Below are 13338 nucleotides of genomic sequence, written 5' to 3'. Positions count from 1 at the left end.
CGGGACCTGGTCCCCACGACTGTTAGGCTGATACGCATGAGTGACCTGTTGGAACGACTGCGCGGACGCGGTTGGCGTATGACCGCGCAGCGGCGCGTCGTGGCCGAGGTCCTCGACGGTGAGCACGTCCATATGACCGCCGACGAGGTGCACGCGCGTGCCGTCGAGCGGCTGCCGGAGATCTCGCGGGCGACGGTGTACAACACGCTGGGTGAGCTGGTCTCGCTGGGCGAGGTCCTGGAGGTCGCGACGGACCGCCGCGCCAAGCGGTACGACCCGAACGCGCACCGGCCCCACCAGCACCTGGTCTGCGCCCGCTGCGGCGCGATCCGCGACGTCCACCCGGCGGGCAACCCGCTCGCGGACCTCCCGGACACGGAGCGCTTCGGCTTCACGATCTCCGACGTCGAGGTCACGTACCGGGGGATCTGCCCCCACTGCGCGAGCGCATAGCTCCCGGAGCCCTGTCGACCGGTGGGCGCGGACGTGCGCCCTCCCGTCCACCCACTGGTCGCCACATGAGCGCACACATGCCGAAGGCCCGGATCCATCAGGATCCGGGCCTTCGGGCTTCAGTAGCGGGGACAGGATTTGAACCTGCGACCTCTGGGTTATGAGCCCAGCGAGCTACCGAGCTGCTCCACCCCGCGTCGGTGAGCCCAACAGTACGTCACCGTGTGGACCAGCGCAAATCGACAACCGTTAGCCCTTCCGTCACGCTGTGAGCTCCTGGAGGAGCGCCTCCCGCAGCGCCGCCGCCCGCTCCGCGACCTCCGCAGGGCCGAGCTCCACCGCCCGGGCGCACCACCGCTGCCCCTCGGCAAGCTCACCGCGGCGCGCGGCGAGCAGAGCCAGCCGAAGGGCGGCACGCCCGTGGCCCGCGCGGGCCGCCCGCGCCCACCAGAGCGCCGCCTCGCGCTCGTTGCCCTCGCGGGCGAGCAGCAGCCCGAGGTTGAACGCGCCGTTGCGGCTCCCCGCCTCGGCCGCCTCCCGGTACCAGCGCGCGGCGTCCCCGAGGTCGCCGCGGGCGGCGGCGAGCATGCCGACGCGCACCTGGGCACGGCGGTGCCCCTGCTCGGCCGCCCGCTCGTACCACTCCTCGCACTCGCTCTTCCCGGTCACGGGCTCGCCGAGCGCCGGCGGCCCGGGCGGAGCCTGGCGCGCGTCGAGCACCGTCGCGAGCCGGAACGCCGCCTCGGCGTTGCCGCCGCCCGCCGCGCACCGCAGATGGCGCTCCGCCTCCCGCTCGTCCCCGTCCCGCAGGCGGGCCATCCCGACCTGGAGCGCGGCCTCGGTGTGCCCGGCCGCGGCCGCGCGCTCGTACCAGCGCAGCGCCTTGCCGTCGTCGTCCCGGCCGGCGTGCAGGATGCCCATGTTGAACGCGGCGTCCACGCTGCCCGCCTCCGCCGCCTTGGAGAACCAGGGCTCGGCGCCGGTCGCGTCGCCGGCCTGCAGCAGCAGCACGGCGAGCGCGTTGGCGGCCTCGCGGTGCCCGGCGTACGCGGCGCGCCGGTACCACTGCTCGGCCTGGGGCGTACGGTCCTGGGCCGCGCAGAGCAGGCCGAGGTTGTACGCGCCGTTGACGTCGCCCGCGTCCATCGCGGCGCGGTACCAGCGCTCGGCGGTCTGCTGCTCCCCGCGGGCGGCGTGCAGCGCGCCGAGGGCGTTCGCGGCGTTGCCGTCACCGTCCTGGGCGGCCCGCAGCCACCACACGGCGGCGCTCTCCTCGTCGCCCGCGTCACGCAGCAGGAACCCGAGCGCGCAGGCGGCACGGGCCTCGCCGTCCTTGGCGGCCGTCAGGTACCAGCGCCCGGCCTCCTTGAGCTCGCCACGACGCTCCAGGATGACCCCGAGGTGCAGCGCGGCCCGCCGGTGCCCTCGCGCGGCAGCCTGCCGGAACCACTGCTCGGCCTCCCGCCAGAGCCGGTCCGAGTGCCCCGCCCCCGTCTCTCGCCCTTCCCGTCCGGCGGTCCCGCGTACGCCCGCGGCCGCGCCCGCGCTCGCGCCGGCGCCGGGCGCACCCTGCGGACGGTCGGCACGGAGGTCGGCGGCCGCGGCGGCGCGCTCGAGTGCGCGGGCCAGACGGTAGGCCGCCTCCCTGTGGCCCTGCTCCGCCGCCGCGCGCATCCACCGCTCCACGCCGGGCTCACTGCGGTGCTCCAGCAGATCGGCGAGTGCGTACGCGCCGAGCGCGTGCCCCTGCTCGGCGGACTGGCGCAGCCAGTACTCGGCGGCCGGCTCGTCGCCGCGCTCCCGGAAGTGACGCCCCAGGGCGTGGGCCGCGGGCGCGGAGCCCGCGACGGCGGCGATGCGCCACCAGCCGGCGGCCTCGTCGGCGTATCCGCGCTGGTGGAGCAGCACGCCCAGGTTGTTCGCGGCCGCGCGGTCGCCCTCGGCGGTCGCGGCGCGCAGATGCGGCTCCGCGCCGTCGAGGTCGCCGCGGCGCAGCAGCAGCGCCCCGAGGACGCTCATGGACGCGACGTCGCCGGACTCGGCGGCACGGCGGTGCCGGTCCTCGCTCTCCGCCTCGGCGGACTCCACCGCGCCGGCGGACCCGATCGCGTCGGCGATGACCTCCCCGGCCTCGGCCGGGTCCTCGGGCTCGGCCGGGTCCTCGGGCTCGACGGTCTCCGCGGGCCCCACACGGTCGAACGGCACGACGATTCCCAGGGCGCCTGCCGCATCCATGGCATCGAGATCCACCACACCCGCGGTGGTCCCGGTATGCCGCTGCGCAAACCGCCCCGTATCCAACAGAGTTGCCCTGTCCCCCATAAAATCCATCGTCGCACCACCTGCAACCCGCGTACACCTGGTATACCGCAGCCAGTGAGGTCACTTCAGCGTTTTGTCGACATGCCCACAGAGAGATAAGTCAAACACGCGTCACCCCAACGCGCCCCCCTCAACTCGCCGCGGCCGGTGCCCACTTCCCCCGGACGCCTCGCCCGCACACGACGAGGGCCCGGATCCTGATGGATCCGGGCCCTCGTCTTCAGTAGCGGGGACAGGATTTGAACCTGCGACCTCTGGGTTATGAGCCCAGCGAGCTACCGAGCTGCTCCACCCCGCGTCGTTGTGATGCAACCGTATCACGACGTGGGGTGACCTCCGCCCGGCGGCCGTTCAGCCGCCGGGCCGGAGATCCCGGCCGATCGGCCGGAGACCTCGGGTCCGCGCCCGGGGTCAGTCTCCCGGCGGTGGCGACTCGGCCGGTGCCTCCGGCTCCGTCTCCGACCGGGGCTGCGACTGCGCCGCTGCCGCCCGCTCCAGCGCCGCCTGCAGATCCGCCTGAGCCTTGCCGTACGCCGCCCAGTCGTTCTTCTGGAGCGCGGCCTGGCCCTCCTCGTACGCCTTCTGGGCGTCCGCGATGGCCTGCTTCAGCGCCGCGTCCCCGGTGGCCGGCGGCTGCGTCGTGTCACCCGGCGGCGGTGGCGTCGTCGTGGGCGGCGGCTGCTCGGCGCCGTCGACCCCGAAGACCGCGTTCAGCGCCTCCGCCAGGCTGTCCTTGAAGACCGGCTTGCCGCCGTAGGAGACGGCCACCTTCTTCAGCAGCGGATAGTTCGCCGCGCCACCGCGCGCGTACACCGGCTCGACGTAGAGGAACCCGCCGTCCAGCGGCACCGTGAGCAGGTTTCCGTAGTCGATCTCCGAGTCCGTGCCTCTCAGGTCACGGACGAAGGTGGCGACTTCGGGCACACTGTTCAACTCGCTCTGCACCTGGGACGGCCCAGGCACGGTCGAGGTGACTCTCAGGAGCCTGATCGCCCCGTACCCCTCGCTGTTCGCGTCGGCGTCGACCGCCATGAACGCACCGAGGTTGGGGCGCCCGCTGGGGGTGAACGTCGTCGTCAGCGAGAACTTCTGCGCCGACTCCCCCGGCATCTTGAGGCTCAGGTAGTACGGCGGGACCGCACTGGTGTCCTTGTTCGTCGGGTCGTCCGGCACCTGCCAGGCGTCACTGCCGCTGTAGAACTGGTCGGGGTCGGTCACGTGGTACCGCGTGAGCAGCTCGCGCTGGACCTTGAACATGTCCTGCGGGTACCGCAGATGGGACTTGAGCTCGGGCGCGATGTCGCTCTTGGCCTTCACCGTGCCGGGGAACGCCTTCATCCAGGTCTTCAGGACCGGGTCCTCGGTGTCCCACTGGTACAGGTCGACCGTGCCGTCGTACGCGTCGACGGTGGCCTTCACCGAGTTGCGGATGTAGTTGACCTGGTTCTGCTGCGCGACGACGGCCCGCTGGGTGTCGGTCAGCGAGTCGGCCGTCGTCTCGCCCAGCGTCGTACGCGATGCGTACGGGTAGCCGTCCGAGGTCGTGTAGGCGTCGACGATCCACTTGATGCGGCCGTCGACCACCGCCGGGTAGGCGTCGCCGTCGATGGTGAGCCAGGGGGCCACCGCCTCGACGCGCTCCTTGGGCGTCCGGTTGTAGAGGATCCGCGAGCCGTCGCCGATCGCTCCCGAGTAGAGGATCTGCGGCTCGCTGAACGCCACCGCGTAGGCGGCGCGGTTGAACGTGTTGGAGAGGCTGACCCCGCTGTTGCCCTTGTAGCTGGTGGTCTCCTCACCGTTCTTCTCGTAGTCGAGCTCCTTCTGCGGGCCGCCCACGATCGAGTACTGCTCGGTCTTCTCGCCGTAGTAGATCCGCTGCTGGTACTCCCCGAGCTGACCGGTGGTCGGCAGTCCGGACTCCGTGAAGTCGGGGGCGCCGACGGTGCCCTTGTCCGGGTCCGTCACCGCGCTGGTGCCCTTGGCCGCGATCGCGCCGTAGCCGTGGGTGTAGGTGAAGTGGTCGTTGATCCAGTTGCGCTTGGGGATGCCCTTGATGTTGAGCTCGCGCAGACCGATGACCGTGTCCTGGGGCTTTCCGTCGGGGCCGGTGTACCGGTCGACGTCCAGCGTCGCGGGGAACTGGTAGTACTTGCGCTCCTGCTGGAGCTGCTGGAACGCGGGCGAGACGATGTTCGAGTCCATCAGCCGGTAGCTGGCCGCCGATGTGGACTGCTCGCGCTGCTCCGTCTTGCGCTTCGGATCGCCCTTGCCCGAGTAGTTCTCGGCCTTGGTCTTGTCGATGCCGTACGCCTTGCGCGTCGCGTCGATGTTCTTCTGGATATACGGCGCTTCCTTGGCCTGCTCGTTCGGCTGGACCTGGAACTTCTGCACGATGGCCGGGTAGAGGCCGCCGATCAGGATCGCCGAGAGCACCATCAGGCCGAAGCCGATCACCGGCAGCTGCCAGGTGCGGCGCCACAGCGTCGCGAAGAACAGCAGGGCGCAGATGACGGCGATGCAGAAGAGGATCGTCTTCGCCGGCAGATAGGCGTTGGCGTCGACGTACCTCAGGCCGGTCCAGTTGCCGGTCGCCTTGAAGTCGCTGGACTTCACGGCCAGGCCGTACCGGTCGAGCCAGTAGGCGATGGCCTTGAGCGCGACGAAGAAGCCGAGCAGCACGGAGAGATGGCCGGTGGCGGCAGCGGTCGCCCGCGCGCCCGGGCTGGTGATGCGCAGCCCGCCGTACAAATAGTGCGTGAGTGCGGCGGCGATCAGCGAGAGCACGGCGGCGGCGAAGCCGAAGCCGAGCAGGAACCGGTACCAGGGCAGATCGAACGCGTAGAAGGCCACGTCCATCTGGAACTGGGGGTCCTTCGTGCCGAACGGCACTCCGTTGACCCACATCAGCCAGGTGCGCCACTGGGTGGAGGCGGAGGCTCCGGCGATCAGCCCGACCAGCGCGGTGATCGCGAGGAGCACCCACTTCTTGTACGGGGCGATGCCCATCCGGTACCGGTCGAGGCTCTGCTGCTCGAGCGACATCGCGCTCAGCGGCGGCCGCAGCCGGTGCGCCAGCCAGATGTTCAGCCCGACGATCCCCGCCATCAGCAGCCCGAAGACCGCGAAGAGACCGATCTTGGTCCAGAGCGTGGTGGTGAACACCGACGAGTACTTCACCGAGCGGTACCAGAGCCAGTCGGTCCAGAACCCGGCGAACATGACGAAGGCCATGGCCAGGACGGCCAGCACACCCAGGGTCATGAGCAGGGTGCGGACGCGCCGGGTCGGCCGGCCGACTCTCATCCGTGGCCCGCTAGGGCCTCCGCCGCGGTCCGGCATCTGGAAAGCCAACGTGCGCCCCTCGAGTTCGCGGTCGTGTAAAGCGTGCGGTTGAGCGTGCACCACACGGATGCACACTGCGGGTAAAGCAGGCCCAGCGATCGTAGAGCCCACTCATGCAACTTACTGAGGCTTTACCTAGTTCCCGACTCCGGGCCCGAAGGAGGCAGGATATTGACCATGTCCAACGATTCCCCCTCAGGCCCCCCGATGGCCGCGAGCCCGCTCACGCGAGCGGTGCTCGAAATCGACGAGTACGCGTCCGGCCTCGGCTGGGACCAGCCGGCCAGGCTCTTCGCCCTGGTCGACACCGCGCAGCTGCGCGCCCAGGAGCCGGGCCTCGCCGCCCAGCTCGGTCTCGACGAAGCGGACGCCGCCGCGCCGCTCACCCCCGTCGAACAGGACGAGATCCCATCCGGCACCGCGCTGGACGAGTTCCTCGCGACGATCGCCTGGCCCGACGCGGTGGCGGGCTGCGCACTGACGGTGGAGCGGCTGATGCTGCCGCCGTCGGCGGAGGCATCCGTACCGGACGGTCTCGACGAGGCCGCTCTGGCGAAGTGGGTCGCGAAACACCCGGACCGGCAGGAGGTCCGGATGACGGTGGCGGTCCTGCGCGACGGCGCGCGCGAGTCGGCGCTGCGGCTGCGCGAGAAGGACTCCCCCACGGAGGTGCTCACCGGCTCCGACCTGGTGCCGGGGCTGGCCGAGGCGCTGTCGGCGACGTTCGAGGCGTAGCCGGTTACGCCGCCGGGCCGGGGTGCTGGGCACCGGACGCCAGACGCCGGACGCAGCCATGCACGGCGAGGGGGCGCCCCGCTGATGCGGTGCGCCCCCTCGCCGGTCGCCCTTGCCCGTCGCCTTCGTCCGCGGCCCCGGGCGGGCGGTCAGCCGGTGGAGCAGCTGGGAAGCCCCGCGGTGTCACCGCCGCGGATCTTCTCCAGGGCCTTCGTGGCGTCGTCGATCGTGCCGACCTTGACGAGCGTGAGACCGTCGGGGATGTCGGATGCCGCGGCCTTGCAGTTGTCGCTGGGCGTCAGGAAGTACTCCGCACCCGCGTTCCGCGCGCCGACGAGCTTCATCTCGATGCCGCCGATCGGTCCGACGGCCCCCGTCTCGTCGATCGTGCCGGTGCCCGCGACGAACTTGCCGCCGGTCAGATCGGCCGGGGTGAGCTTGTCGACGATGCCGAGGGCGAACATCAGTCCGGCGCTCGGGCCGCCCACGTCGGCCAGCTTGATATCGATGCTGAACGGGAACGTGTGATCCGTACCCGCCGTGATCCCGACGATCGCCCGGTCGCCGTCGCCCGCCTTCACCGTGGTCAGGCTCACGTCCTGGGCGCCGCTCGGCTCCTTGCCCGCCTTCTCCGCCGCGGCCGCTTCCTTCGCCGGGACGACGGAGAAGACGACCTTGCCACCGGGCTCGTGCTTGGTGACGGCCTTCGCGACGTCGTCCGGCGCCTTGACCGGAGCGCCGTCCACGGCCTTGATCACATCGCCCGCGTGCAGCCTGCCCTGCGCCGGGCTGTCCTTGCGGACGGAGGAGACGACCACGCGGGTCCGCACCGGGATCCCCAGCTCCCGCAGCGCCGCCACCTTGGCGCTCTCCTGGGACTGGCTGAACTCCTCGGCGTTCTCCTGGTTGGACTGCTCTTCCGTCTTGCCGTCCGGATAGAGGGTGTCGTGGGGCACCACCACGTTGTCGTGGGCCAGCCAGCCGTAGACGACCTCGGCGATATTCATCTTGTAGTCGGCACCGGTGACCCGGACCGTCGTCATGTTGAGATGCCCGGACGTCGGATAGGTCTTGCGACCGGAGATCTGGAGCACCGGCTCGCCACCGGACTCACCGAGCGTGTTCACCGTCGGCCCGGGCGACATCTCGGAATAGGGCGGCGTCGTCAGGACGCCCACGCAGAGCAGCACGATGAGAATCAGGGTGGAGGCGAGCATCGTCGCTGTGCGGCGTGGCATGGAACGACAGTACGGGACTGGTCCGTCAGTGCACCCGTCGGGCCGGGCCGTACGGGGCCCGGGCCCGCACGGGCCATGACCCCTCACCATGCGGGTCAGGCGGCGTCCGTGCCGGAGTGCGACTTCTCCATCGCATCGCGGAAGCGTGCATAACCGGCGAGCTCGGCGACGTCCCCCGTAGTGCGATTGCGCGAGGCCCAGCTTCCCCATATCGCCGCCCCGACGGCGGCGAAGAGCGGAATAAGCAACCAGGCAAGTGCCGCCATCCCGACCTCCCGACCCCATGAGCTGAGGCAACCGCTGCAACACTGAACGATCAGCAGATTAACCATCCGTCGGTTCAACGCTGGTGCCAGGGTGCCGGTTACGCAAATCGGACCGCGTTTGCCCCCCATTCGGGTCAACGAAGGGGTCACTGCGCGCGGGATGGCTCCCCAGAGGTTTCCCTCAGGAGGCTTCCCTCAAGGGGCTTCCCTCAGCAGGCGCCGACCCACTCCTCCGTACCGTCCGAGAACCGCTGGTGCTTCCAGATCGGGACCTCGTGCTTGAGATCGTCGATCAGCTTCCGGCACGCCTCGAACGCCTCACCACGATGCGGGCACGAAACGGCGACGACCACCGCGAGATCGCCCACTTCCAGGTCACCCACACGGTGGATGGCGGCCAGGGCGCGCACCGGGTACTCCGCCACCACCTTCTCCGCGATGCGGCGCAGCTCCGCCTCGGCGGTGGGGTGGCACGAATAGCCGAGGGTGTCGACGTCGGCGCCGCCGTCGTGGTTGCGCACCGTGCCGACGAAGAGCGCCGTGCCACCGGCCGCCGCGTCACCGACGGCGCGGAAGACCTCGTCGACCGAGAGCGGGGTGTCGCGGATATCCAGCAGCCGGATCGGATCCGCTGCCGCCTGCTCGCCGGGGTGGGTGTTCGTGTGGGCCATGGCCCCATCGTGCCGCACGCTGCTGACAACGCGGAATAGCGCTTTCCACCGGGCGGGCGGGGCCGCGTCTGGAGCCTCCTACAGAGGCTGCCGCGGTCGCACCGGTCCCCGGGTGCCCCGATGTCCCCGGACGCACTGCGGCGCTACAGTCCGCGCCGCCTGCGGGCCCGCCGCACCAGTGCCGCCGTACCGAGCAGTGCGACCGTCGCACCCGCCGCACCCGCCGCGGCCGTGGCGTCCTTGCGGCCCAGCCGACGGCCCGCGACGGTGTGCCGGCCCTCGACCTCCTCCAGGAGCGCGGCGAGCACCTCCTCGTTGGTCCACTGCGGGCGCCAGCCGGCGTCGTGCAGCCTTCCGACGCTGACCACCCAGGGGTGCATCGTGTACGCGAGATCGCCCGCCGGGGACGGCGTGAGCCCGATCCGGTGCAGCCGGGCCGCCGCGCCGAGCGCCACCGCGGAGGGGAGCTCCATGCGCCGGATGCCGCTGAGCTCCTCGACCTCCTCCTGCTCGAGCCAGCCGTCGCAGCCGACCACGAACTCGCCTTCGGCCTTCTCCAGGGCCGCGTACTCCAGGGCGCTCACCAGGTCCTCGACATGGCAGAACTGCCAGGTGGGGCGGGAGCCGGCGACCACGAGGAGGCGCGGCGACTCGAAGTAGCGGGTGAGGGCCGTGTCCGTACCGCCCACCAGGATCGCCGGCCGTACCACCGTCACGTTGAGGCCGGGGTGCGCGCGGGGTGCGCGGCGGCCCAGGCGCTCGATCTCCAGCAGGTCCCCGACCCCCGTGGCCTCGGCCGTCGCGCGCAGCTCCGCGTCCTCGGAGAGCGGGATGTCGTTGTCGGGAAGCGCTCCGTAGACCATCGCCGACGTGCACAGGACGACCCGGTGGACGCCCGCGGCGGCCGCGGCGGTGAGCACGGTCTGGGTGCCGCGCACGTTGTACGCGGTACGAGCCGCCGAGTCGGTCTCCAGGTCCAGGTCGAGCGCGAGGTGGACGACGACGTCGGCGCCGCGCAGCTTCTCGGCGATCGCGGGGTCGCGGACGTCGAGGATGTGCCAGTGCGCCTCGGCGACGTCGCCGCGCCGCTCGTCGATGGCGATGACCTGCTTGATCTCGTCGGACGCGGCAAGGCGTGCCGTCAGCAGCGCCCCGACGCCCGAGGCGGCGCCGGTGACCGCGACCACGGGGCCGCGCCCCGCGGCCGAGGCCGAGTGGTTTCGCCTGTGGCGAACGTCAGCACCGTGTGCCGCGCGAACCTGCGGATCTGGGGAACTCACCGGGCGTCTCCAGCGGTTGTCTTCAGTACGTACGCGGGATGACACGTACGGACCAGGTGGCGTCCATCCTGCCGCAGCCAGTCCGCCGGTGGAGCACTGAGCCCATGTGGGGCCCGGATGTCTACGCTGGTGGTGTTGTCGGGCAGTCGCCGCCGGCAGGAAGCCGGCGGCCCTACGAGCCGAGGAAACCCGTGAGTGACACCCCATTCGGATTCGGCCTTCCGCCGGAGGAGCCGGAGAACGGCGACGAGGGCAAGAAGAAGGACCCCGCTGGAGGTGGGCAGGGTTCCGGAGGCCAGGGCGGCGCGGCCAACCCCTTCGGGGGATTCGGCTTCCCCGGCGCCGGTGGTCCGGGCGGCGGGGAGAACCCGTTCGCCGCGATGTTCGGTTCGATGAACCCCACCGACCTCGGTGCGGCCTTCCAGCAGCTCGGCCAGATGCTGAGCTATGAGGGTGGTCCGGTCAACTGGGACATGGCGAAGCAGATCGCCCGCCAGACGGTCTCCCAGGGCACTCCGGACGGCACGAAGGACGCGAGCGTCGGGCCGGCCGAGCGGCACGCGGTCGAGGAGGCCCTGCGCCTCGCCGACCTGTGGCTGGACGGCGCGACGCCCCTGCCCTCGGGGGCGGGCACCGCCGTGGCGTGGAGCCGCGCGGAGTGGGTCGAGGCGACCCTGCCGGCGTGGCAGAAGCTCGTCGACCCGGTCGCCGAGCGCGTGGGTACGGCCATGGGCGATGTGCTGCCCGAGGAGATGCAGGCGATGGCCGGCCCGCTGATCGGCATGATGCGCTCCATGGGCGGCGCCATGTTCGGCCAGCAGATCGGACAGGCCATCGGTGTGCTCGCGGGCGAGGTCGTCGGCTCGACCGACATCGGCCTTCCGCTGGGCCCGGCCGGCAAGGCCGCCCTCCTCCCGCTGAACGTGGAGGCGTTCGGCAAGGACCTGGGCGTCCCCAAGGACGAGGTGCGGCTCTATCTGGCCCTGCGCGAGGCCGCCCACCAGCGGCTCTTCGCCCACGTGCCGTGGCTGCGCTCGCACCTGTTCGGCGCCGTCGAGGGATACGCACGCGGGATCAAGGTCGACACGACGAAGCTGGAGGACGTGGTCGGCCAGTTCGACCCGACGCACCCCGAGCAGCTGCAGGAGGCACTCCAGCAGGGAATGTTCCAGCCCGAGGAGACCGCGGAGCAGAAGGCGGCGCTCGCCAGGCTGGAGACCGCGCTCGCGCTGGTCGAGGGCTGGGTGGACGCGGTCGTGCACGACGCCGCGAAGGACCGGCTGACCTCCGCGGCCGCGCTGCGCGAGACGCTGCGCCGCCGCCGCGCCTCCGGCGGCCCGGCCGAGCAGACGTTCGCCACGCTCATCGGTCTCCAGCTGCGTCCGCGCCGGCTGAGGGATGCCTCCCGGCTGTGGGCCTCGCTGACCGACGCCCGTGGGCTCGACGGCCGTGACGGCCTCTGGGCGCACCCGGACATGCTGCCGACCGCGTCCGACCTGGACGACCCGGACGGCTTCGTGCACCGCGAGCACCTCGACTTCTCGGAGATCGACAAGATGCTCGGCGATGCGGCCAAGGGCCGGGACGACGCGCGGGACGCCAAGAGCGACGAGAACGACCGGGGCAACAAGGACGACGAGGGCGACAGCGACAAGTGAGCCTGTACGACGACGCGGTCCGCGTCCTGAAGGAGTACGAGGGCGACAGCGGCGGGGGCGAGGGCCAGGAGTCGCTGCGCCAGACGTATCTGGATCACCTTGCGGCGCATCCCGACGGTATGTGGAAGGCGTGCGGTGCCGGGCATCTGACGGCCAGCGCGCTGGTCGTGGACCCGTCCCGCGGCCGGGTGCTGCTGACGCTCCACAGGAAGCTGGGCATGTGGCTGCAGATGGGCGGCCACTGCGAGCCGGGGGATGCCACGCTCGCGGATGCGGCGCTTCGTGAAGCGGCGGAGGAGTCCGGGATTGCGGGGCTCGCGCTGCTGCCGGGCGGCCCGGTGACGCTGGACCGGCATGCGATCCCGTCGCCCTGTCACTGGCACCTCGACGTGCAGTACGCGGCGCTGGCTCCGGCCGGCGCGGTGGAGGCGATCAGCGAGGAATCGCTGGATCTGCGCTGGTTCGCCTACGACGAGGTCGCGGCCGTGGCCGACGCGTCTGTCGTCCGGCTGCTCGATGCCACCCGGGCCAGGCTCTGACCGTCCGTACGCTTCTGTGACCTGCGAAGGGGGCGGTCCCGCCGGGCGCGGGGCCGCCCCCTTCGTGCAGTCGTACGACCGTCAGTTGCGGCTGCCGCCCAGGGAGTTGCCGCGCAGGCCACCGCCGCCCATGCCGAACTGGCCGAGGAGGCCCGAGCTGCGCAGGTGCTGCGGGGGCAGCAGTTCGCTGGGTTGGACGAGGACGTGTCCGCTGCCCTGGAACTGCATCTCCCAACCCTCGCCGGTCGAGCCCCTGCGCCGCCAGACGGCGGAGGTGGAGGTCGGCGCCTGCATCTGGGTGTGCAGTGAGGTCGACCAGGCGATCACCGCGTCGGCGTCGGCGCAGATGTTGCGCTGCGGGGTGACCTCCAGGACCAGGGGCTCGCCCGAGGTCAGCAGGGCCACCTTGCCGGCACCGGTCAGCTCCAGGTTGTACGCACCCGCCGAGGCGACCCCGACGGCGCTGTCCACGGCGACGATGCCGACGCCGAGCGTCCCGTCGAGCGCGAGCACCGAGGAACTGTCGACCGTGATGCCCCTGCCGGCCTCCATGATGTGGATGTGCTGCGCGAAGTTGGCCAGGTAGACGTAGCCGTTCCCTTTGCAGCGCATCAGTTCGAGACGCTCGTTGGTCATCCGCTCGACGTTGCGCCAGCCGCGGTTGCGGTACTGGCTCTCGAAGTCGATCTGGCCCTCGAACGCGACCATCGCGCCCTGGCGGGCGAGGATCGCACCGCTGCCCCGGTTCACGTCGACCTTGAGCAGCTGCGGGTTCTGGAGCGTGTAGCGCTCGGTGGACTCCACCGGGACGTGCGCGAAGAGTGTGCTGTGCAT

The 13338-nt window shown here is 71.4% G+C and carries 11 protein-coding genes and 2 tRNA genes; 4 read left to right on the top strand and 9 right to left on the bottom strand.

The window, feature by feature from the left end; translation table 11 throughout:
- Window positions 1-36 precede the first annotated feature (36 nt).
- Window positions 37-453: a Fur family transcriptional regulator gene (locus tag KK483_RS24085; RefSeq protein WP_262007319.1), complete on the top strand. Its 417-nt coding sequence runs from the start codon at window positions 37-39 to the stop codon at window positions 451-453.
- Window positions 454-576: 123 nt separating this feature from the next.
- On the opposite strand, the gene KK483_RS24080 is transcribed toward KK483_RS24085, so the two are convergent.
- The 4 genes from KK483_RS24080 to KK483_RS24065 all read right to left on the bottom strand — a co-directional run bounded on the left by KK483_RS24080 (window position 577) and on the right by KK483_RS24065 (window position 6114).
- Window positions 577-650, bottom strand: a tRNA-Met gene (locus KK483_RS24080).
- 64 nt (window positions 651-714) lie between these two features.
- A complete protein-coding gene (locus KK483_RS24075) occupies window positions 715-2784 on the bottom strand; it encodes a tetratricopeptide repeat protein (RefSeq protein WP_262007318.1) in 2070 nt (689 codons plus the stop codon).
- A gap of 215 nt (window positions 2785-2999) precedes the next feature.
- Window positions 3000-3073: transfer RNA gene (locus KK483_RS24070), tRNA-Met, on the bottom strand.
- 113 nt (window positions 3074-3186) lie between these two features.
- Window positions 3187-6114, bottom strand: a complete 2928-nt coding sequence (locus KK483_RS24065) for a UPF0182 family protein (protein WP_262009667.1) — start codon at window positions 6112-6114, stop codon at window positions 3187-3189.
- 180 nt (window positions 6115-6294) lie between these two features.
- Between KK483_RS24065 and KK483_RS24060 the strand changes: the two genes are divergently transcribed.
- Window positions 6295-6852, top strand: coding sequence for a PPA1309 family protein (locus KK483_RS24060; RefSeq protein ID WP_262007317.1), 558 nt, complete (start codon window positions 6295-6297; stop codon window positions 6850-6852).
- A 149-nt stretch (window positions 6853-7001) separates the two neighbouring features.
- On the opposite strand, the gene KK483_RS24055 is transcribed toward KK483_RS24060, so the two are convergent.
- From KK483_RS24055 to KK483_RS24040, 4 genes are all read right to left on the bottom strand, one after another.
- Window positions 7002-8090 (bottom strand): PDZ domain-containing protein, encoded by a 1089-nt coding sequence (locus tag KK483_RS24055; RefSeq protein WP_262007316.1) that lies wholly within the window; start codon window positions 8088-8090, stop codon window positions 7002-7004.
- 95 nt (window positions 8091-8185) lie between these two features.
- On the bottom strand, window positions 8186-8356 hold the full coding sequence (locus KK483_RS24050; protein ID WP_242329752.1) for a hypothetical protein: 171 nt from the start codon (window positions 8354-8356) through the stop codon (window positions 8186-8188).
- A gap of 209 nt (window positions 8357-8565) precedes the next feature.
- Window positions 8566-9027, bottom strand: coding sequence for a molybdenum cofactor biosynthesis protein MoaE (locus KK483_RS24045; protein WP_262007315.1), 462 nt, complete (start codon window positions 9025-9027; stop codon window positions 8566-8568).
- Between the two features lie 143 nt (window positions 9028-9170).
- The gene (locus tag KK483_RS24040; RefSeq protein ID WP_262007314.1) at window positions 9171-10307 is read right to left on the bottom strand and encodes an SDR family oxidoreductase; all 1137 of its coding nucleotides are present in this window, start codon (window positions 10305-10307) and stop codon (window positions 9171-9173) included.
- 191 nt (window positions 10308-10498) lie between these two features.
- Between KK483_RS24040 and KK483_RS24035 the strand changes: the two genes are divergently transcribed.
- Window positions 10499-11965, top strand: a complete 1467-nt coding sequence (locus KK483_RS24035) for a zinc-dependent metalloprotease (RefSeq protein WP_262007313.1) — start codon at window positions 10499-10501, stop codon at window positions 11963-11965.
- Complete coding sequence (locus KK483_RS24030; RefSeq protein ID WP_262007312.1) at window positions 11962-12504, top strand: NUDIX hydrolase; 543 nt, start codon at window positions 11962-11964, stop codon at window positions 12502-12504. The genes KK483_RS24035 and KK483_RS24030 overlap by 4 nt, the downstream gene beginning before the upstream one ends.
- 81 nt (window positions 12505-12585) lie before the next feature.
- On the opposite strand, the gene KK483_RS24025 is transcribed toward KK483_RS24030, so the two are convergent.
- Window positions 12586-13338 carry an AIM24 family protein gene (locus KK483_RS24025; protein WP_262007311.1) on the bottom strand — a complete coding sequence of 251 codons (753 nt, stop codon included), beginning with the start codon at window positions 13336-13338 and terminating at the stop codon, window positions 12586-12588.

The sequence above is a fragment of the Streptomyces sp. FIT100 genome (assembly GCF_024584805.1).
Classification (GTDB): Bacteria; Actinomycetota; Actinomycetes; order Streptomycetales; family Streptomycetaceae; genus Streptomyces.
Note: the sequence above shows the minus strand (reverse complement) of the source record. Positions and strands in the feature narration are given on the sequence as shown.

Excerpts from the sequence above, each read along its gene's own strand:
- KK483_RS24065 (WP_262009667.1), bottom strand. The coding sequence starts at position 6,114 with ATGCCGGACCGCGGCGGAGGCCCTAGCGGGCCACGGATGAGAGTCGGC.
- KK483_RS24075 (WP_262007318.1), bottom strand. The coding sequence starts at position 2,784 with ATGGATTTTATGGGGGACAGGGCAACTCTGTTGGATACGGGGCGGTTT.
- KK483_RS24055 (WP_262007316.1), bottom strand. The coding sequence starts at position 8,090 with ATGCCACGCCGCACAGCGACGATGCTCGCCTCCACCCTGATTCTCATC.
- KK483_RS24085 (WP_262007319.1), top strand. The coding sequence starts at position 37 with ATGAGTGACCTGTTGGAACGACTGCGCGGACGCGGTTGGCGTATGACC.
- KK483_RS24025 (WP_262007311.1), bottom strand. The coding sequence starts at position 13,338 with ATGCACAGCACACTCTTCGCGCACGTCCCGGTGGAGTCCACCGAGCGC.
- KK483_RS24060 (WP_262007317.1), top strand. The coding sequence starts at position 6,295 with ATGTCCAACGATTCCCCCTCAGGCCCCCCGATGGCCGCGAGCCCGCTC.
- KK483_RS24050 (WP_242329752.1), bottom strand. The coding sequence starts at position 8,356 with ATGGCGGCACTTGCCTGGTTGCTTATTCCGCTCTTCGCCGCCGTCGGG.
- KK483_RS24045 (WP_262007315.1), bottom strand. The coding sequence starts at position 9,027 with ATGGCCCACACGAACACCCACCCCGGCGAGCAGGCGGCAGCGGATCCG.